We start from the raw sequence: 18430 nt of genomic DNA, 5'->3' as shown, positions 1-18430 counted from the left end.
TTCCGCACGACGGACGTGACCGGCGTGGTGAAGCTGCCTGAGGGCGTTGAGATGGTGATGCCGGGCGACAACGTGGCGATGGAGATCGAGCTGATCGCCCCGATCGCCATGGAGGAGAAGCTGCGCTTCGCCATCCGTGAGGGCGGCCGCACCGTCGGCGCCGGCGTCGTCTCCTCGATCATCGAGTAAACCGCTGGGTCCGGACGCGCCGGATTGTGACGGCGCGTCCTTTTCTGTTGCAGTACGTCGGCCCGGAGGGGTCTTATGATCAACGGTCAGAATATCCGAATTCGCCTCAAGGCGTTCGATCATCGCATCCTCGATGCGTCGACCCGTGAGATCGTCTCGACGGCGAAGCGGACGGGCGCCCAGGTTCGCGGCCCCATCCCGCTGCCCACCCGCATCGAGAAGTTCACGGTCAACCGCTCGCCTCATATTGACAAGAAGTCGCGTGAGCAGTTTGAGATGCGCACCCACAAGCGCGTTCTCGACATCGTTGACCCGACTCCGCAGACCGTGGACGCGCTGATGAAGCTCGACCTGGCCGCTGGCGTCGACGTCGAAATCAAGCTCTGACGAGCGTTAACGCCGACCTTTCGCCTCGGCACGCCTTAGAGGATACGCAAATGCGCTCAGGCGTCATTGCACAGAAGGTGGGGATGACACGCATCTTCACCGAAACGGGCGAGCACGTGCCCGTCACCGTTCTTAAGCTCGACCAGTGCCAGGTGGTCGCGCACCGCACCGTCGAACGCAACGGCTACACCGCCGTTCAGGTCGGCGCCGGTTCGGTCAAGGTCAAGAACGTCAGCCGCGCCATGCGCGGTCACTTCGCGAAGGCCAATGTGGAGCCGCGCCGTCGTCTGGCCGAGTTCCGCGTGGCTCCTGAGCACCTGATTCCCGTGGGCGCCGAGATCACCGCAGATCACTTCGTCCCGGGCCAGTACGTGGACGTGACCGGCACCTCGACCGGCAAGGGCTTCGCCGGCGGCATGAAGCGCTGGAACTTCGGCGGCCTGCGCGCCTCGCACGGCGTTTCGATCTCGCACCGCTCGATCGGCGGCACCGGCGGCCGCCAGGATCCGGGCAAGGTGTTCAAGGGCAAGAAGATGCCCGGACACCTGGGCGTCGAGCGCGTCACCACCCAGAACCTGAAGGTGGTGCAGACCGACCCCGAGCGCGGCCTGATCCTTGTGCAGGGCGCCGTTCCGGGCGTCGCTGGCGGTTGGATCATGGTTCGTGATGCGGTAAAACGCCCGCTCCCCAAGGACGCTCCTCTCCCGGGCGCGTACCGCGAGCGCGGCGCGGCCGCTGCAGAGGCTGCTTCGGAGGCTCCGGCCACTGACGGTCAGGAGACGACGTGATGAAATTTGAAGTCACCACGCTTGACGGGCAGAGCGCCGGTCAGGTCGACGTCAGCGACGCGATCTTCGGCCTCGAGCCCCGCGCTGATCTTCTTCACCGCTACGTGCGCTGGCAGCTTGCCCGCCGTCAGGCCGGCACGCACGCCGCCAAAGGCCGCTCCGACGTGGCCCGCACCGGCAAGAAGATGTACAAGCAGAAGGGCACCGGCAGCGCCCGTCACGGCGCCGCCAGCGCTCCGCAGTTCCGCGGCGGCGGCAAGGCCTTCGGCCCCGTCGTTCGCGACCATGCGCATGACCTGCCGAAGAAGGTCCGCGCCCTCGCCCTGCGCCACGCCCTGTCGGCGAAGGCGAAGGACGGCGCCATCGTGGTTCTCGACAAGGCGGTCGCCGCCGAGCCGAAGACCAAGGCGCTGCGCGGCCAGCTGGACAGGCTCGGCCTGAACAGCGCCCTCGTCGTTGACAGCGGCGAGCTGGACGTGAACTTCGGTCTCGCTGCGCGCAACATCCCGAACGTTGACGTGCTGCCGGTGCAGGGCATCAACGTTTACGACATCCTTCGCCGTGAGAAGCTCGTGCTGACCAGGGCGGCAGTCGACGCGCTGGAGGCGCGCTTCAAATGAGCAGCACTCGCCCCACTGACGTGCGCCACTACGACGTGATCATCGCTCCGGTGATCACCGAGAAGGCCACCATTCTGTCCGAACAGAACAAGGTTGTCTTCCGTGTGGCCAAGAATGCAACCAAGCCTGCGATCAAGGCGGCGGTTGAGAAGCTGTTCAACGTGAAAGTCACGAGCGTCAACACGCTCGTCACCAAGGGCAAGGTCAAGCGGTTCCGCAACACCGTTGGCCGTCGCTCCGACGTCAAGAAGGCCATTGTCACCCTGGCGGACGGCGAGTCCATCGACGTGACGACCGGTCTGTGAGCGGATACGGGAACCTGAGCAATGGCACTTAAATCCTTTAATCCGGTTACCCCGGGCACGCGCCAGCTGGTCCTCGTCGATCGCTCGCAGCTGCACAAGGGCAAGCCGGTCAAGGCGCTGACGGTCGGCAAGGCGTCCACCGGCGGCCGCAACAACTATGGCCGCATCACGGTGCGTTTCCGCGGCGGCGGCCACAAGCAGAGCTACCGTCTGGTTGACTTCCGTCGCCGCGACCGCCTCGGCGAGCCCGCGGTTGTGGAGCGCCTGGAGTACGATCCGAACCGCACGGCGTTCATCGCGCTGATCCGGTATCCGGACGGGCAGCTGTCCTACATCCTTGCGCCGCAGCGTCTGGCTCCCGGCGACACCGTGGTCGCCGACACGCAGGCGGACATCAAGCCCGGCAACGCCATGCCGCTGGCCAACATGCCGATCGGCACGATCGTGCACAACGTCGAGACCAAGATCGGCAAGGGCGGCTCCATCGCCCGCTCGGCCGGCGCCTATGCGCAGATCGTCGGTCGCGACCATGGCTACGTGATCCTGCGGCTCAGCTCAGCTCCGGCGAGCAGCGGCTGGTGCATGGCCAGTGCTTCGCCTCCGTGGGCGCGGTGTCCAACCCTGACCATATGAACACCAATATGGGCAAGGCGGGCCGCCGTCGCTGGCTGGGCCAGCGTCCGCACAACCGCGGCGTTTCGATGAACCCGATCGATCACCCGCACGGCGGCGGCGAGGGCCGCACCTCGGGCGGTCGTCACCCGGTCACTCCGTGGGGCAAGCCGACGAAGGGCAAGCGCACCCGCTCGAACAAGCGGACCGACGCGCTCATCGTCACCAGCCGGCACAAGCGGAAGAAGTAAGGAACCGCACCATGGCGCGTTCAGTATGGAAAGGTCCGTTTGTCGACGGATACCTCCTCAAGAAGGCCGAGGCCGCCCGTGCGTCCAGCCGTTCGGAAGTCGTGAAGATCTGGAGCCGCCGCTCCACCATCCTTCCGCACTTCGTCGGTCTGACGTTCGGCGTCTACAACGGCCAGAAGCACATCCCCGTTCTGGTGACCGAGGAAATGGTCGGCCACAAGTTCGGCGAGTTTTCACCCACCCGCACGTACTACGGTCATGCGGCTGACAAGAAAGCGAAGAGGAGGTGAGCATGGGCAAGCCTGCGAATCCCCGCGCTCTCGCTGACAACGAGGCCCGCGCCGTCGTGCGCAACCTCCGCGTCTCGCCGCAGAAGCTGAACCTCGTCGCCCAGCTCATCCGTGGCAAGAAGGTGTCCCGCGCCCTGGCTGACCTCGAGTTCAGCCGCAAGCGCATCGCCGTCGACGTGCGCAAGGCGCTGCAGAGCGCCATCGCCAACGCCGAGAACAACCACGATCTCGACATCGACGATCTGGTTGTGGCCGAGGCCTTCGTCGGCAAGGGTCTTGTCATGAAGCGGTTCCACGCCCGCGCCCGCGGTCGCGGCACGCGTATCGAAAAGCCGTTCTCGAACCTCACCATCGTGGTTCGCGAAACGCCTGCGTCAGCCTGAGGACGGGACTATGGGTCAGAAGGTTAATCCGATTGGTCTTCGCCTCGGCGTCAACCGCACCTGGGACTCCCGGTGGTTTGCGCGCAAGGGCGAGTACGGCAAGCTGCTGCACGAGGACGTGCGCATCCGCGAGACGCTGCGCAAGATGCTGAAGCAGGCCGCTGTTTCGCGCATCGTGGTGGAGCGTCCGCACAAGAAGTGCCGGGTCACCATTTACTCGGCCCGTCCGGGCGTCGTGATCGGCAAGAAGGGCGCGGACATCGACAAGCTGCGCAAGACCGTGGCGAAGATGACCGACGCGGACGTGTCGATCAACATCGTCGAGGTGCGCAAGCCCGAGATCGACGCCACCCTGGTGGCGGAGTCGATCGCCCAGCAGCTCGAGCGTCGCGTGGCCTTCCGCCGCGCCATGAAGCGCGCCGTGCAGTCGGCGATGCGTCTGGGCGCCGAGGGCATCCGCATCAACTGCTCCGGCCGTCTTGGCGGCGCCGAGATCGCGCGCCTGGAGTGGTACCGCGAGGGTCGCGTTCCGCTGCATACGCTGCGCGCCGATGTCGATTACGGCACGGCGACCGCGTTCACCACCTACGGCACGTGCGGCATCAAGGTCTGGATCTTCAAGGGTGAGATCCTGGAGCATGATCCCATGGCCCAGGACAAGAAGATGAACGATGACGGCGGCCGCTCGCAGGCGCGTCGTGGCGCTGACGCGTCCCGCTGACGGGGCGCGGAGGCCAGGAGCATAAGCAATGCTGTCGCCCAAGAGAACCAAGTTCAGGAAGCAGTTCAAGGGCCGTATCCATGGCGTCGCCAAGGGCGGCACCGAGCTCAACTTCGGCGAGTTCGGCCTGAAGGCCCTTGAGCCCGAGCGCATCACCGCCCGGCAGATCGAGGCGGCCCGCCGCGCCATCACGCGCCACATGAAGCGCGCTGGCCGCGTGTGGATCCGCATCTTCCCGGACGTTCCGGTCACCAACAAGCCGACCGAAGTGCGTATGGGCAAGGGCAAGGGCTCGCCGGAATACTGGGCGGCCCGCGTGAAGCCCGGCCGCATCATGTTCGAGCTTGACGGCGTGAGCGAGGAGATCGCCCGCGAGGCGCTCCGCCTCGGCGCCGCCAAGCTCCCGATCAAAACGCGCTTCGTGCAGCGCATCGCTGAGTGAGGAAGTGGCGATGAAAAAGAAGGACAGGCTCGCCGACCTCCGGCGGATGTCGCCCGAGCAGCTGGCCGAAGAGCTGGTGAAGCTGAAGAAGGAGCAGTTCAATCTGCGCTTCCAGCGTGCTACAGGGCAGCTGGAAAACACGAATCGCGTGCGTGAGGTCCGTAGGGACATCGCCCGCATCCGCACGCTGCAGGCCCAGCCTGCCGCGCCGAAGGCTTGAGGAGGCGGGAATGCCGAAGCGCGTTCTCCAGGGAACGGTCGTCAGCGACAAGGGCGACAAGACTGTGGTGGTGAAGGTGGAGCGTCGCTTCACCCATCCGCTGTTCAAGAAGACTGTGCGCCGCACCAAGAACTACCATGCCCACGACGAGGGCAATGAGTACCGGGTCGGCGACGTTGTGCTGATCCAGGAATCGCGTCCGATCTCGAAGACGAAGTCCTGGGTCGTTCTGGGGAAATCAGGCCAGGCCTGATTTCTTCCCGAAACAAGGCGAGGGGACGCCAGATCCCCGTCAGTCGTAGTCCGGCGTCGCCGCGCCGGAAACCGGCTGAGACAGAGAAAGGATCTTGCCATGATCCAGGTGCAGACAAACCTTGATGTCGCGGACAATTCCGGCGCGCGCCGCGTGATGTGCATCAAGGTGCTTGGGGGCTCCAAGCGCAAGTACGCCAGCGTGGGCGACATCATCGTGGTCTCCGTCAAGGAGGCCATTCCGCGTGGTCGCGTGAAGAAGGGCGACGTCATGAAGGCGGTGGTCGTGCGCACCGCCAAGGACATCCGCCGTCCCGACGGCTCGGTGATCCGTTTCGACGGCAATGCCGCGGTTCTCATCAACAACCAGAAAGAGCCGATCGGCACCCGTATCTTCGGGCCGGTGCCGCGCGAGCTGCGCGCCCGCAACCACATGAAAATCATTTCGCTCGCCCCTGAGGTGCTCTGATGGCTGCGAAGATCAAGAAGGGCGACAAGGTGGTCGTCCTCACCGGTCGTGACCGGGGCAAGACCGGCGAAGTCATCCAGGTCTTGCCGAAGGAAGGGCGCGCCATCGTTCGCGGCGTGAACCTGGTCAAGCGTCACCAGCGCCAGACCGCGACGACGCAGGGCGGCATCATCACCAGGGAAGCCCCGCTGCATCTGTCGAACATCGCCATCGCCGATCCCAGGGACGGCAAGGCGACCCGCGTTGGTTTCAGGATTCTGGAAGATGGTCGCAAGGTGCGCGTCGCCAAGCGTTCCGGGGAAGTGATCGATGGCTGAGAAAGACAGCAAGAAGGTCGCCAAGACCAAGGCGCCGAAGGCTGAAGCCGGCGCCGGCGCCGGCGTGCGCCCGCGCGCTCCGGAAGGCTATGTGGCCCGTCTGCGCGCCCACTATGAGAACGTCGTCCGCCCGAAGCTGATCGAGGAGTTCGGCTACGCCAACCCCATGCAGGTTCCGCGCATCGAGAAGATCGTGCTGAACATCGGCGTGGGCGAGGCGACCGGCGACAGCAAGAAGGCGTCCGTCGCGGCCGAGGACCTGTCGCTCATCGCCGGCCAGAAGGCCGTGGTGACGCGCGCCCGCAAGGCGATCGCCACCTTCAAGCTGCGCGAGAACATGCCGATCGGCGCGAAGGTGACGCTGCGCAACACGCGCATGTACGAGTTTCTTGACCGCCTGATCACGATCGCGCTGCCGCGCGTTCGCGACTTCCGGGGACTGAATCCGAAGTCCTTTGACGGCCGCGGCAACTATGCCTTCGGCATCAAGGAGCACATCATCTTCCCGGAGATCAACTACGACAAGGTCGACACGATGTGGGGCATGGACGTGATCGTCTGCACCACGGCGAAGACCGACGCCGAGGCGCGCGCGCTTCTCAAGCACTTCAACTTCCCGTTCCGGCAGTGAGCAGGCCTCCTGCTCATACGCGGACACCGGAGACATAAAGTATGGCCAAGAAAAGTTCGGTTGAGAAGAACAAGAGGCGTCAGAAGCTGGTCGAGAAGTACGCCGGCCGGCGCGCCCGTCTTCTCGCGATCGCCGAGGACCGGAACCGCCCGATTGAGGAGCGTTTCGAGGCGGTCCTCAAGCTGGCGCAGCTTCCGCGCAACTCCAGCCCGACCCGCGTGCGTAACCGCTGCGAGGTCACCGGGCGTCCCCGCGGTTACTACCGCAAGCTCAAGATGTCGCGTATCGCGCTTCGCGAGCTTGGGTCGCAGGGACTGATCCCGGGTCTGGTCAAGTCGAGCTGGTAAGGAGAGCGCCATGGCAGTGAATGATCCCATCGGCGATCTGTTGACCCGCATCCGCAACGCGCAGATGCGCCGCCGTCCCCGCGTCACCAGCCCTGGCTCCACCCTGCGCGCCCGCGTGCTCGAGGTGCTGCAGCAGGAGGGCTACATCCGCGGGTTCACCGTGACCGAATATGGCAACGGCCGCACCGAGTTCGACATCGAGCTCAAGTATTATGACGGCCAGCCCGTGATCCGCCGGATCGAGCGCGTTTCCAAGCCCGGTCGCCGGGTTTACGCGTCGGTCGAGTCCATGCCGCGCGTCGCTGACGGCCTTGGCGTCACCATTCTCTCCACGCCCAAGGGCGTCATGGCCGATCATCAGGCCCGGGAATGCAACGTGGGCGGCGAAGTGCTCTGCAAGGTCTTCTGACCGGCAGCGTTGTCGAACCCACGGGGGACCATATTATGTCTCGTATCGGAAAAAAGCCGGTGTCCGTGCCGTCCGGCGTCACTGCGACGGTCGAGGGGCAGCTGGTCAAGGTCAAGGGCGCGAAGGGCGAGCTGTCCTTCCGCGTTCCTGATGACGTCACCGTCAAGCTGGAGGACGGCGCCATCAGCGTCGCTCCGGTCAATGAAACCAAGAAGGCCCGGTCGCTCTGGGGCATGGCCCGCTCGCAGGTGAACAACCTTGTCGAGGGCGTGACGAAGGGCTTTGAGAAGAAGCTGGAGATCAACGGCGTCGGCTACCGCGCCGCCATGTCCGGCAAGGTGCTGAAGCTCTCGCTGGGCTTCAGCCACGACATCGACTATCCGGTGCCGGAGGGCGTGACCATCGCCACCCCGAAGCCGACCGAGATCGTGGTGTCGGGCATCAACAAGCAGCAGGTCGGCCAGGTGGCGGCGGAAATCCGCGCGTTCCGCGGTCCCGAGCCTTACAAGGGCAAGGGCGTCAAGTACGCCGACGAGTTCATCTTCCGCAAGGAAGGCAAGAAGAAGTAAGGATCGCACATGGCTTCGAAGCACGGTTCGGGCGAGCGCCGCAAGGCTCGCGTTCGCCGCTCCATTCGGGCCGCCGCCAACGGCCGTCCGCGGCTGTCGGTGTTCCGGTCCTCCAAGCAGATTTACGCCCAGATTATCGACGATACGAAGGGCGTCACCCTTGCGGCCGCCTCCACCCTGGAGAAGGATGTCCGCGCCACGCTTCGTACGGGCGCTGACGTGGAGGCCGCGAAGGTGGTCGGCCGTCTGGTCGCCGAGCGCGGCCTCGCCGCCGGCGTGAAGGATGTGGTCTTTGACCGCGGCTCGTACATCTACCACGGCCGCGTCAAGGCCCTGGCTGAAGCTGCCCGTGAGGGCGGTCTCAACTTCTGACGCGTCCGCGACGCCAGGATGGCTGACATCGGGCCGCCCGGAACGGGGGGCCTGGCGCCAGCCATTTTTGGCGTTTGCGCCAGAAGCGTTCGCGGCATTGTCCAGCGAGCGGGGAGGGCCGCGCCCCCGCGAAAGTGAGATGGTTATGGCAAGAGACAGGCAGCCGCGCGAAGAGCGCGAGCGCGACAGCGAATTCGTTGATCGCCTTGTTCACATCAACCGCGTCGCCAAGGTCGTGAAGGGTGGCCGCCGCTTCGGCTTCGCCGCCCTCGTGGTCGTTGGCGACCAGAAGGGCCGGGTCGGCTTCGGCCACGGCAAGGCCCGCGAGGTGCCGGAAGCGATCCGCAAGGCCACCGAGGCGGCCAAGCGGTCCATGATCCGCATTCCGCTGCGCGAGGGCCGCACCCTGCATCACGACGTGCAGGGCCGCTGGGGCGCCGGCAAGGTCATCATGCGCGCCGCCGCGCCGGGCACCGGCATCATCGCCGGCGGTCCGATGCGCGCCGTGTTCGAGACCCTGGGCGTGGCCGACGTGGTGGCCAAGTCGCTCGGCTCCTCCAACCCCTACAACCTGGTCCGCGCCACCATTGAGGCGCTGAAGCAGGAAGAGAGCCCGCGTTCCGTCGCCGCGCGCCGCGGCCTCAAGGTTTCGAGCCTGCAGGCCCGCCGCCGTGACGCCGGCGCCGACGCGGCCGCCGAGGCGTGAGGGAGGCTGACATGGCGAACCAGGGCAAGACCATCACGGTCGTGCAGATCGGCAGTCCGATCCGTCGCAAAGCCAGCCAGCGCGCCACGCTGATTGGCCTCGGGCTCAACAAGATCAACCGGCGCTCGACGCTGCCCGACAACGCCGCCACCCGCGGCATGATCGAGGCGGTGAAGCACCTCGTTCGCGTCGTCGACGGGGAGTGAGAAACATGAAGCTCACAGACATTCGCGATAATCCCGGCGCGTCGAAGAAGCGCATGCGCATTGGTCGCGGCATCGGCTCCGGCAAGGGCAAGACCGGCGGCCGCGGCGTGAAGGGTCAGAAGTCGCGCGCCGGCGTCGCCATCAAGGGCTTCGAAGGCGGCCAGATGCCGATCCACCGCCGCCTGCCCAAGCGCGGTTTCAACAACATTTTCCGCAAGGACTACAACGAGGTGAACCTCGGCCGTCTGCAGCAGGCCATCGACGCCGGCAAGCTGGACGCGTCCGCGCCCATCAACGTTGAAGCCCTTGTGGCCGCCGGCGTGGTCAGCAAGCCGCGTGACGGCGTGCGCGTGCTCGGCGTGGGCGAGATCCGCTCCAGGGTGTCGCTGCACGTTGCCGGCGCTTCCCGCTCTGCCGTAGAAGCGGTGGAGAAGGCGGGCGGCTCGGTGACGATTCTGGGCGCCGCCGCCGAGGGCTGACAGGCCCTCGGGCGGACACGCCACCGTCTGAAGTTACGTCACATTTACAGACGGCCCGACATGCGGGGGGCGACCAGCCGCCTCCCGCCCCGGGCCCGGGGACAAGCGCATGGCATCGGCAGCGGAACAGCTCGCGTCCAGTCTCAGTCTCAGCTCGTTCGCCAAGGCGGAGGAGCTGAAGAAGCGGATCTGGTTCACGCTGGGAGCGCTGATCGTCTACCGGCTCGGAACCTACATTCCGCTGCCTGGCGTTAATCCGGACGCGGTGGCGGAGATCTTCCGGCAGACCCAGGGCGGCGTCCTCGGGCTGTTCAACATGTTTTCCGGCGGCGCTGTCGGGCGAATGGCCATCTTCGCCCTGAACATCATGCCGTACATCTCGGCCTCCATCATCATCCAGCTGCTGACCAGCATCGTGCCCTCGCTGGAGCAGCTGAAGAAGGAGGGCGAGCAGGGCCGCAAGGTCATCAACCAGTACACCCGCTATCTCACCGTCGTGCTGGCCGTGTTCCAGGCGTGGGGCATCGCCGTCGGCCTCGAGAGCTCGCCCAATGTGGTGCTTGAGCCGGGGCTGTTCTTCCGCATCTCCACGGTGATCACGCTGCTGGGCGGCACCATGTTCCTGATGTGGCTGGGCGAGCAGATCACCTCGCGCGGCATCGGCAACGGCGTGTCGCTGATCATTTTCGCCGGCATCGTCGCCGAGCTGCCCCAGGCCGTGGCCGGCACGCTCGAGCTTGGCCGCCAGGGCGCGCTGTCCACCGGCCTGATCCTTGGCGTGCTGGTCATGGCGGTGGCGGCCATCGCCTTCATCGTCTACATGGAGCGGGCGCAGCGGCGCCTGCTGATCAACTATCCCAAGCGGCAGGTGGGCAACCGCCTGTATGAGGGCCAGACCTCGTTCCTGCCGCTGAAGCTGAACACCGCCGGCGTCATTCCACCCATCTTCGCCTCTTCGCTGCTGCTGCTGCCGACCACCATCGCCAGCTTCTCGGCGGCGGGCGACGGCACGGGCGTGCTCGCGACGCTGTCGGCCTATCTCGGTCACGGACGGCCCCTCTACATCGTGCTGTACGTGGCGCTGATCGTGTTCTTCGCGTTCTTCTACACGGCCATCGTCTTCAACCCGTCGGAGACGGCGGACAACCTGAAGAAGCAGGGCGGCTTCATCCCCGGCATCCGTCCGGGCGAGCGCACCGCCGATTACATCGACTATGTGCTGACCCGGATCACGGTGATCGGCGCGGCCTACCTAGCTCTCATCTGTCTGCTCCCGGAACTGCTGATCTCCTACGCCTCGCTTCCGTTCTACTTCGGGGGCACCTCGCTGCTGATCGTGGTGACGGTGACCATGGATACGGTGGCGCAGGTGCACGGCCATCTGCTCGCGCACCAGTACGAGGGTCTCGTGAAGAAGGCCAAACTCAAAGGGGGACGGCGTAAATGAGACTGATTCTTCTTGGACCGCCCGGCGCCGGCAAGGGAACCCAGGCGAAGCGGCTGGTGGAGCGGTATGGCGTGCCGCAGCTCTCCACCGGCGACATGCTCCGCGCCGCGGTGGCCGCCGGCACGCCGGTCGGGCTGAAGGCCAAGGCGGTGATGGACGCCGGGCAGCTGGTCTCTGACGAAATTGTTATCGGCATCATCGCTGACCGTATCGGGGAGGAGGACGCGCGCAAGGGCTTCATCCTCGACGGCTTTCCGCGCACCGTCGCCCAGGCCGAGGCTCTCGACGCCCTGCTGGCGCAGAAGGGCCTGAAGCTGGACGCGGTCATCGAGCTGGTGGTCGACCAGGATGGTCTGGTAAACCGCATCATCAACCGCGCCAACGAGTCGCGCGCAAAGGGCGAGCCGGTGCGGGCCGACGACGATCCGGACGTCTTCAGGACCCGTCTGGCCGCCTACAACCGCGACACCGCCGTGGTCGCGCCCTACTATGAAAAGAAGGGCCAGCTGACGAAGGTGGACGGCAACCAGCCGATCGACGCGGTCAGCGGCGCGCTGTTCGCGCTGCTCGACAAGGTTGACGCCTGACCCGTTTGGGGTTAACAGGTCGCAACTTTTCGGGCGGCGCCGGTCTGCTGCGGCAGGTACGGCGCCGCCCGCATTGGTGTTTCCCGCGAGGGCCGGCCTCCACCGGACGCGGGCATTGCCGCGAAGGCGGCGCAACGTAAGCCCGGCGCGCAGTCGCCGGCCACATGGAGACGACATTGGCTCGTATTGCTGGCGTTAACATCCCTACCAACAAGCGCACCATCATCGCGCTTCAGTACATTCACGGCATCGGGCCGAAGTTCGCGGCCGAGATCTGCGAGAAGGTCGGCATTCCGGCCGAGCGCCGCGTGAACGAGCTGACTGACGCGGAGGTTCTGGCGATCCGCGAGACCATCGACCGCGACTATGTCGTGGAAGGCGACCTGCGTCGCGAAGTGTCGATGAACATCAAGCGGCTGATGGACCTGGGCTGCTATCGCGGCCTGCGCCACCGCCGCGGCCTGCCGGTGCGCGGCCAGCGCACCCACACCAACGCCCGCACCCGCAAGGGCAAGGCCAAGCCGATCGCCGGCAAGAAGAAGTAAGCCGTACTGTCGCGGCGCGTGGAGGCGGGGATCCGTCCGTGCGCCTCCGCGCCACATCATGTCCCGAGCGCCTGGCGTAACGGGCGCGCCTGAAGGAAAATATGCATGGCCAAGGAAGTCACCCGCGTTCGCCGTCGTGAGCGCAAGAACATCGTCTCCGGCATCGCGCATGTGAACGCCAGCTTCAACAACACGCTGATCACCATCACGGACGCGCAGGGCAACACCATCTCCTGGTCGTCCGCCGGCACCATGGGCTTCAAGGGTTCGCGCAAGTCGACCCCGTACGCCGCCCAGGTGGCCGCCGAGGACGCGGCCCGCAAGGCCGCCGAGCACGGCATGCGCACCCTCGAGGTCGAGGTTTCGGGGCCGGGTTCGGGCCGTGAGTCGGCCCTGCGCGCCCTGCAGGCCGCCGGCTTCACGATCACCTCCATCCGCGACGTCACGCCGATCCCGCACAACGGCTGCCGCCCGCGCAAGCGTCGGCGGGTCTGATCCGTCTCGCCCCGGTCCCTGCGGCCGGGGCGCCGCCATTCGCTGCGCGCGGCCTTTTCCTGGCGGCGCGCCGCCTTTCAAGAGATCCGCAGAGGTGTGCTCGTGATCCAGAAAAACTGGCAGGAACTGATCAAGCCGGGCAAGCTCGAGGTGTCGGGCAGCGACGACCGCAGGCACGTGGCCACCCTGGTGGCGGAGCCCTTGGAGCGCGGCTTCGGCCTGACGCTCGGCAACGCCTTGCGGCGCGTCCTGCTGTCGTCCCTCCAGGGCGCGGCGGTGACCGCCATCCAGATCGACGGCGTCCTGCACGAGTTTTCCTCGGTGCCGGGCGTGCGTGAGGACGTCACGGACATCGTCCTCAACGTCAAGATGATCGCCATCCGCATGCAGGGCGAGGGGCCCAAGCGCATGACGCTGCGCAAGCAGGGTCCGGGTCTCGTCACCGCCGGCGACATCAACACCCCTGGCGATATCCAGATTCTCAATCCGGACCTGCCGCTGTGCACGCTGGACGACGGCGCCGAAGTGCGCATGGAGTTCACCGTCAACACCGGCAAGGGCTATGTTCCGGCCGAGCGCAACGCTCCGGAGGACGCGCCCATCGGCCTGATCCCGGTGGACAGCATCTACAGCCCGGTGCGCAAGGTGTCCTACCGCGTCGAGAACACCCGCGAGGGCCAGATCCTCGATTACGACAAGCTGACCATGGAGGTCGAGACCGACGGCTCCGTGTCGCCCGAGGACGCCGTGGCCTACGCCGCGCGCATCCTGCAGGACCAGCTGTCGATCTTCGTCAACTTCGATGAGCCCCGGCGCGAGGAGGCCGGCGCCTCCGCCGCTCCGCAGCTGCCCTTCAACCCGGCGCTGCTCAAGAAGGTGGACGAGCTGGAGCTGTCGGTCCGTTCGGCCAACTGCCTCAAGAACGACAACATCGTCTACATCGGCGACCTCATCCAGAAGACCGAGGCGGAGATGCTCCGCACCCCGAACTTCGGTCGCAAGTCGCTCAACGAGATCAAGGAAGTGCTCGCCACGCTCGGCCTGCACCTCGGCATGGAGGTTCAGGGCTGGCCGCCGGAGAACATCGAGGATCTCGCCAAGCGCTTCGAAGAGCACTACTGACTTCACCAGTCCCCCGGCCTTGAGGGCCGGCAAGGAAGAGAGCGGCCGTTCCGTGGCACGGCGGCCGCATAAATACGGAGAAAGCCAATGCGTCACGGTTTCGCGCACCGCCGTTTCAGCCGCAGCTCGGCTCACCGCAAGGCGATGTTCGCCAACATGGCCGCCGCGCTCATCAAGCATGAGCAGATCATCACCACGCTGCCCAAGGCCAAGGACCTGCGCCCGATCGTCGAGAAGCTGGTGACGCTCGGCAAGCGCGGCGACCTGCACGCCCGCCGTCAGGCCATCGCCCGCCTGCGCGACCTTGACCAGGTGCGCAAGCTGTTCGACGTGCTCGGCCCGCGTTACAAGGACCGCAACGGCGGCTACCTGCGCATCATGAAGGCCGGCTTCCGCTATGGCGACAACGCGCCGCTCGCCGTCATCGAGTTCGTTGACCGTGACGTGGAGGCCAAGGGCAAGGACTCCGGTCCGACCCAGGAGGCCGCTTCCGGGGAGTGATGTCGCGCAGACCCGGTTTTCGAAGGGCGGTGGCTTTCCACCGCCCTTTTTCTTTGCCCGGCCTTGCGCCAAATTTCGTCCCGGTTCGCCGGCTAGCCCTGCGCGTGAACGCCAGGCCGGCCGTCGCCGGCGGCAACGGAGACGACTGATGCGATGGGATGACAGGATAACCGCGGCGCGGCCGCGCCGCGCAAGGGGCGCGCCCTTGCGCCGCCCGGGCCTGGCGGCCGCGCTGGCGCTCGCGGTGATCGCGGCCGCGCCCGGCGCCGCTCCGGCGCAGGAGCGGCAGGCTCCGCAAAGCCGCGCGGAGGTGCAGCTGTCGTTCAGTCCCGTGGTGCGCCGGGCGGCGCCGGCGGTGGTCAACGTCTATGGCGCGCGCGTCGAGCGGCGCGCGCAGAACCCGCTGTTCGACGATCCCTTCTTCCGGCGCTTCTTTGGCGGCGATTTCGGCGTGCCGCGCGAGCGGGTGGCGCGCTCGCTGGGCTCGGGCGTGATCGTCGATCCCTCCGGCGTCATCGTCACCAATTACCACGTCATCGAGAACATGACCGAGGTGAAGGTGTCGCTGGCGGACCGGCGGGAGTTCGACTGCGACATCATCCTGCGCGATCCGCGCACCGACCTCGCCGTGCTGCGCATCCGCGAGAAGGGGCTGAAGCTGCCTGCCATGGAGCTGGGCGATTCCGACGCGCTGGAGGTGGGCGACCTGGTGCTGGCCATCGGCAATCCGTTCGGCGTGGGCCAGACGGTGACGCAGGGCATCGTCTCGGCCCTGGCGCGCACCCAGGTTGGCGTCGGCGACTACCAGTTCTTCATCCAGACCGACGCGGCCATCAATCCGGGCAATTCCGGCGGCGCCCTCGTGGACATGAAGGGGCGGCTGGTGGGCGTCAACAGCGCCATCTATTCGCGCAGCGGCGGCAGCGTCGGCATCGGCTTCGCCATTCCCGCCACCATGGTGCGCACCGTGGTGAATTCGGCGCTGAGCGGCGGCCGGCTGGTGCGCCGGCCGTATTTCGGCGGCCAGCTGCAGGCGGTGACCCAGGAGATCGCGGAAAGCCTCGGGCTGGAACGGCCCGCCGGCGCGCTGGTCGCCGGGCTGGCTCCGGGCGGCCCCGCCGAGCAGGCTGGGCTGAAGCGCGGCGACGTCATCCTCGCCGTGGACGGCCAGAGCGTGGATGATCCGGAGGCGTTCGGCTACCGCTTCGCCACCCGGCCGATGGGCGGGCAGGCCAGGCTCACCGTGCTGCGCGGCGGCCGGCGGGAGACGCTGGCCATCCGCCTCGCGCCGGCGCCGGAAACGCCGGCGCGCGACCTGGTGAAGCTGCCGGCGCGCACGCCGTTCAGCGGGGCCACGGCCGCCAATCTCTCCCCGGCGGTGGCCGAGGAGCTTTCCATGGACCTCTCCGCCCGCGGCGTGGTTCTGTATGAGGTGGCGGAAGGCTCCCCAGCCGCCAGCGTCGGCCTGCGCAGGGGCGACGTCGTGCTGGCGGTGAACGGTGAAAAGATCGGCAGCTCGCGCGCGCTTGGCGCGGCGCTGCAGCGGCGCACGCGCTACTGGGAGATCGCCATCCGCCGCGACGGCGAGGTGTTCACCCTGGCGCTCGGCGGCTGAGCCGGGACGCGCCGCCAGGCGCGCGCCGGACCCCGCACATGACGCAGCCGCCCGGCGTGACCGGGCGGCTTTCCGTTTCGCCGGCCTGCGCCTCGGGCCGCCGCGTCGCCCGGCGCCGCAGCAGGGCGGCGCGTGGCCTCTGGGGACGCGGGGGAAGCGTCTGACGCGGCCGCGCCCCGTTTGCGCCCGCTCCCAAGGCGCCCGATGGATGCGCGCCCGATGCGCGCCTTTGCGCGCGACCGTTCGGGCCCGTCGCGCCGGCGGCGGTGGTCAGCTGGCGTATTTGATCGCGCAGCCGTAGGGACGGCTCTGCCGGACGCTCACCGGCTTGCCGGCGGCGATCTCCGCCAGCGCCTCGCGCACATGGTTGCGGGCCCCGGCCAGCTCCGCCGGATCCGTGCCCGGGCGGTCGTCGATGCCGCCGGCGTAAAGCAGAGCGCCGTCGGGGCCGATCACATACATGTGCGGGGTGGTTTTCGCGCCGTAGGCGCGGCCTGTCCGGCCGGTTTCGTCGAACAGCACCGCCGCTGGCGCGGCGCCGCGGCTCACGGTGAGCCGGCGCGCTTCCTCCGGCGTCACATGGCCCTGTTCGCCGGGCGCGGAGGAGATGATGGTCAGCCAGACCACGCCGGCGTCCCTGGCCTCCTTCTGCAGCTTCTGCATGGCGCCGGCGCCGTAGTGCTTGCGCACGAACGGGCACTCGTGATTGGTCCACTCCAGCACCACCGTGCGGCCGCGGAAGTCCGCCAGCGACACCTGCCGGCCGTCCGCCGAAACCAGGGTGAACGGCGGCGCCGGAGCGCCGATGGCGGCCGCGGCGTCGGCCGTCGGCGCATGGCCGCAGAGGGCGGCGACGCCCGCCGCCAGGGCGAGCGTCAGCCAAAGGGCGTCGCGGCGGGTGAGGGGGCGTCCCGTCATGTGGGTTCTCCCTGGATGTCAGGCCCGGTGTTCAGGCCCGCGCGTCCGGGCGCGCCGGAGCCTGTGGGCGGATTATCGGCCGGTCCGTTCCGCGCGCAACCATTTTCTCCGCCGGCGGCCGCGGCCCGTCTCAGCGGGCGGCGGCGGCGCGCGTGGGCAGCGCGTCGATCGCCGCGATCACCATGCCGGGGGTGAGGATCTGCGGCAGCACCTGCGGCGCGCCATTGCGGCCCGGATAGAGCAGGTAGAGCGGCACGCCGCCGCGGCCGAAACGGGCCAGCAGGGCCGTGATCTCCGGATTGCGGCTGGTCCAGTCGCCGGTCATGTAGACCACCCCGCGGCGGGCCATGGCGTCGCGCACCCCGGCCCGCTCCAGGGTGGTGCGCTCGTTGACCATGCAGGTGATGCACCAGGCGGCGGTGAGGTTGACGAACACCGGCCGGTCCTGCTGCAGCAGGGCGCTCGAGGCGCTGCGCCGAATAGGTCTCTGCTCCGGCCCCGGCGGCGGCTGCCCCCGCGGGCGCGTCGCCGGGGCGGTGGATCTGGGCGACGCACAGCGCCGCCACTGCCAGCGCCGCCACGGCCCCGGCCCGGCCGGCCATGGCGCCGGCGCGGCCGGACTGGGCCGCCACGGCGCTGGCCCAGCAGGCGAAGGCCGTGGCCACCAGCGCCGACAGCGCCATGGCTAGCCCGAGCGGCGACGCCTGCCGAGACAGCACCCACACCAGCCAGGCGGCCGTGCCGTAGAGCGGGAAGGCCAGCGCCTGCTTCAGCACGTCCATCCAGCGGCCGGGGCGCGGCAGGGCCCGCGCCAGCGCCGGCGCGAAGGCCAGCAGCACGAAGGGCGCGGCGAGGCCGGCGCCCAGCGCCAGAAACACAGCCGCGGTCACCGCCGGCGGCTGGGTGAGCGAAAAGCCGATGGCGGCGCCCATGAACGGGCCGGTGCAGGGCGAGGCCACCACCGCCGCCAGCACGCCGGTGAAGAATGAGGCGGCGTAGCCATGGCCGTGGGTGAGGCGGTCGCCGGCGCCGGCGAACCGGGCGCCGAAATGCACCACGCCGCTGAGGCCGAGCCCCATGGCCAGCATCACGCAGGCGAGGGCGGCCACCACCACGGGCGACTGCAGCTGGAAGCCCCAGCCGGCGCTGGCGCCGGCGGGCGCGCGCCGCCATCAGCGCCGCCGCGAGCGGCGGCGAAGGCGGCCAGCCCCCGGCGCCGTAGCTGAGGCCGTGCA

The 18430-nt window shown here is 67.8% G+C and carries 30 protein-coding genes and 2 pseudogenes; 29 read left to right on the top strand and 3 right to left on the bottom strand.

The features are described 5' to 3' along the window. The 29 genes and pseudogenes from ACFFJB_RS00215 to ACFFJB_RS00075 form a co-directional block, all read left to right on the top strand. Positions 1–189 (top strand): EF-Tu C-terminal domain-related protein (locus tag ACFFJB_RS00215; RefSeq protein WP_446680576.1); only part of this gene is annotated, 189 nt, incomplete at its 5' end. Positions 190–267: 78 nt separating this feature from the next. Beyond that, the gene (rpsJ, locus tag ACFFJB_RS00210; RefSeq protein WP_188608688.1) at positions 268–576 is read left to right on the top strand and encodes a 30S ribosomal protein S10; all 309 of its coding nucleotides are present in this window, start codon (positions 268–270) and stop codon (positions 574–576) included. 50 nt (positions 577–626) lie between these two features. Beyond that, complete coding sequence (gene rplC, locus ACFFJB_RS00205; RefSeq protein ID WP_376828548.1) at positions 627–1364, top strand: 50S ribosomal protein L3; 738 nt, start codon at positions 627–629, stop codon at positions 1362–1364. Next, positions 1364–1984 (top strand): 50S ribosomal protein L4, encoded by a 621-nt coding sequence (gene rplD, locus ACFFJB_RS00200; protein ID WP_376828546.1) that lies wholly within the window; start codon positions 1364–1366, stop codon positions 1982–1984. The genes rplC and rplD overlap by 1 nt, the downstream gene beginning before the upstream one ends. Then, entirely contained in the window at positions 1981–2289 is a 309-nt protein-coding gene (locus ACFFJB_RS00195; RefSeq protein ID WP_376828544.1) for a 50S ribosomal protein L23, read from the top strand. The genes rplD and ACFFJB_RS00195 overlap by 4 nt, the downstream gene beginning before the upstream one ends. 21 nt (positions 2290–2310) lie before the next feature. Then, positions 2311–3152 (top strand): annotated as a pseudogene (gene rplB / locus ACFFJB_RS00190) (50S ribosomal protein L2). Between the two features lie 11 nt (positions 3153–3163). Beyond that, positions 3164–3442: a 30S ribosomal protein S19 gene (rpsS, locus tag ACFFJB_RS00185; RefSeq protein ID WP_376828542.1), complete on the top strand. Its 279-nt coding sequence runs from the start codon at positions 3164–3166 to the stop codon at positions 3440–3442. A 2-nt stretch (positions 3443–3444) separates the two neighbouring features. Beyond that, positions 3445–3825, top strand: a complete 381-nt coding sequence (rplV, locus tag ACFFJB_RS00180) for a 50S ribosomal protein L22 (RefSeq protein ID WP_376828540.1) — start codon at positions 3445–3447, stop codon at positions 3823–3825. A gap of 10 nt (positions 3826–3835) precedes the next feature. Beyond that, positions 3836–4546 (top strand): 30S ribosomal protein S3, encoded by a 711-nt coding sequence (gene rpsC, locus ACFFJB_RS00175; RefSeq protein ID WP_376828539.1) that lies wholly within the window; start codon positions 3836–3838, stop codon positions 4544–4546. Between the two features lie 28 nt (positions 4547–4574). Then, positions 4575–4988, top strand: coding sequence for a 50S ribosomal protein L16 (rplP, locus tag ACFFJB_RS00170; RefSeq protein ID WP_376828537.1), 414 nt, complete (start codon positions 4575–4577; stop codon positions 4986–4988). Positions 4989–4998: 10 nt separating this feature from the next. Beyond that, positions 4999–5208, top strand: a complete 210-nt coding sequence (gene rpmC, locus ACFFJB_RS00165; protein WP_376828554.1) for a 50S ribosomal protein L29 — start codon at positions 4999–5001, stop codon at positions 5206–5208. Positions 5209–5218: 10 nt separating this feature from the next. Beyond that, complete coding sequence (gene rpsQ, locus ACFFJB_RS00160; protein WP_376828535.1) at positions 5219–5461, top strand: 30S ribosomal protein S17; 243 nt, start codon at positions 5219–5221, stop codon at positions 5459–5461. A gap of 99 nt (positions 5462–5560) precedes the next feature. Further along, positions 5561–5929, top strand: coding sequence for a 50S ribosomal protein L14 (gene rplN / locus ACFFJB_RS00155; protein WP_376828533.1), 369 nt, complete (start codon positions 5561–5563; stop codon positions 5927–5929). Beyond that, the gene (rplX, locus tag ACFFJB_RS00150) at positions 5929–6246 is read left to right on the top strand and encodes a 50S ribosomal protein L24 (RefSeq protein WP_376828531.1); all 318 of its coding nucleotides are present in this window, start codon (positions 5929–5931) and stop codon (positions 6244–6246) included. Before rplN ends, rplX begins: the two co-directional genes overlap by 1 nt. Further along, on the top strand, positions 6239–6877 hold the full coding sequence (rplE, locus tag ACFFJB_RS00145; RefSeq protein WP_376828529.1) for a 50S ribosomal protein L5: 639 nt from the start codon (positions 6239–6241) through the stop codon (positions 6875–6877). Before rplX ends, rplE begins: the two co-directional genes overlap by 8 nt. Positions 6878–6918: 41 nt before the next feature. Further along, entirely contained in the window at positions 6919–7224 is a 306-nt protein-coding gene (rpsN, locus tag ACFFJB_RS00140; protein ID WP_376828527.1) for a 30S ribosomal protein S14, read from the top strand. A gap of 10 nt (positions 7225–7234) precedes the next feature. After that, positions 7235–7633 carry a 30S ribosomal protein S8 gene (rpsH, locus tag ACFFJB_RS00135; RefSeq protein ID WP_376828525.1) on the top strand — a complete coding sequence of 133 codons (399 nt, stop codon included), beginning with the start codon at positions 7235–7237 and terminating at the stop codon, positions 7631–7633. A gap of 35 nt (positions 7634–7668) precedes the next feature. Then, the gene (gene rplF, locus ACFFJB_RS00130) at positions 7669–8202 is read left to right on the top strand and encodes a 50S ribosomal protein L6 (protein ID WP_376828523.1); all 534 of its coding nucleotides are present in this window, start codon (positions 7669–7671) and stop codon (positions 8200–8202) included. 9 nt (positions 8203–8211) lie between these two features. Next, positions 8212–8574 (top strand): 50S ribosomal protein L18, encoded by a 363-nt coding sequence (rplR, locus tag ACFFJB_RS00125; RefSeq protein WP_376828521.1) that lies wholly within the window; start codon positions 8212–8214, stop codon positions 8572–8574. A gap of 145 nt (positions 8575–8719) precedes the next feature. Further along, positions 8720–9280 (top strand): 30S ribosomal protein S5, encoded by a 561-nt coding sequence (rpsE, locus tag ACFFJB_RS00120; protein WP_376828552.1) that lies wholly within the window; start codon positions 8720–8722, stop codon positions 9278–9280. Between the two features lie 11 nt (positions 9281–9291). Continuing rightward, on the top strand, positions 9292–9486 hold the full coding sequence (gene rpmD / locus ACFFJB_RS00115; RefSeq protein ID WP_376828519.1) for a 50S ribosomal protein L30: 195 nt from the start codon (positions 9292–9294) through the stop codon (positions 9484–9486). 5 nt (positions 9487–9491) lie between these two features. Continuing rightward, complete coding sequence (gene rplO, locus ACFFJB_RS00110; protein WP_376828517.1) at positions 9492–9965, top strand: 50S ribosomal protein L15; 474 nt, start codon at positions 9492–9494, stop codon at positions 9963–9965. Between the two features lie 109 nt (positions 9966–10074). Further along, complete coding sequence (gene secY, locus ACFFJB_RS00105) at positions 10075–11412, top strand: preprotein translocase subunit SecY (protein ID WP_376828515.1); 1338 nt, start codon at positions 10075–10077, stop codon at positions 11410–11412. Further along, the gene (locus ACFFJB_RS00100; RefSeq protein WP_376828513.1) at positions 11409–11999 is read left to right on the top strand and encodes an adenylate kinase; all 591 of its coding nucleotides are present in this window, start codon (positions 11409–11411) and stop codon (positions 11997–11999) included. The genes secY and ACFFJB_RS00100 overlap by 4 nt, the downstream gene beginning before the upstream one ends. A 176-nt stretch (positions 12000–12175) precedes the next feature. After that, positions 12176–12544 (top strand): 30S ribosomal protein S13, encoded by a 369-nt coding sequence (rpsM, locus tag ACFFJB_RS00095; RefSeq protein WP_376828511.1) that lies wholly within the window; start codon positions 12176–12178, stop codon positions 12542–12544. A 105-nt stretch (positions 12545–12649) separates the two neighbouring features. Continuing rightward, positions 12650–13039, top strand: a complete 390-nt coding sequence (gene rpsK, locus ACFFJB_RS00090; RefSeq protein ID WP_376828509.1) for a 30S ribosomal protein S11 — start codon at positions 12650–12652, stop codon at positions 13037–13039. Positions 13040–13141: 102 nt separating this feature from the next. After that, positions 13142–14161 (top strand): DNA-directed RNA polymerase subunit alpha, encoded by a 1020-nt coding sequence (locus ACFFJB_RS00085; protein WP_376828507.1) that lies wholly within the window; start codon positions 13142–13144, stop codon positions 14159–14161. Positions 14162–14248: 87 nt separating this feature from the next. Then, positions 14249–14662, top strand: a complete 414-nt coding sequence (gene rplQ / locus ACFFJB_RS00080; protein ID WP_376828505.1) for a 50S ribosomal protein L17 — start codon at positions 14249–14251, stop codon at positions 14660–14662. 205 nt (positions 14663–14867) lie between these two features. Beyond that, entirely contained in the window at positions 14868–16277 is a 1410-nt protein-coding gene (locus ACFFJB_RS00075; protein ID WP_376828503.1) for a Do family serine endopeptidase, read from the top strand. A 270-nt stretch (positions 16278–16547) separates the two neighbouring features. Here the strand turns inward: ACFFJB_RS00075 and ACFFJB_RS00070 are convergent, their stop codons facing one another. The 3 genes and pseudogenes from ACFFJB_RS00070 to ACFFJB_RS00060 form a co-directional block, all read right to left on the bottom strand. After that, positions 16548–17195: a thioredoxin family protein gene (locus tag ACFFJB_RS00070; protein WP_376828501.1), complete on the bottom strand. Its 648-nt coding sequence runs from the start codon at positions 17193–17195 to the stop codon at positions 16548–16550. 130 nt (positions 17196–17325) lie between these two features. Further along, complete coding sequence (locus ACFFJB_RS00065; protein ID WP_376828550.1) at positions 17326–17652, bottom strand: thioredoxin family protein; 327 nt, start codon at positions 17650–17652, stop codon at positions 17326–17328. Between the two features lie 325 nt (positions 17653–17977). Continuing rightward, positions 17978–18274: pseudogene (locus ACFFJB_RS00060) on the bottom strand (cytochrome c biogenesis protein CcdA); the annotation flags it as partial. Between the last annotated feature and the right edge of the window lie 156 nt (positions 18275–18430).

The organism is Camelimonas abortus (genome assembly GCF_042432745.1).
GTDB lineage: Bacteria > Pseudomonadota > Alphaproteobacteria > Rhizobiales > Beijerinckiaceae > Camelimonas > Camelimonas abortus.
Note: the sequence above shows the minus strand (reverse complement) of the source record. Positions and strands in the feature narration are given on the sequence as shown.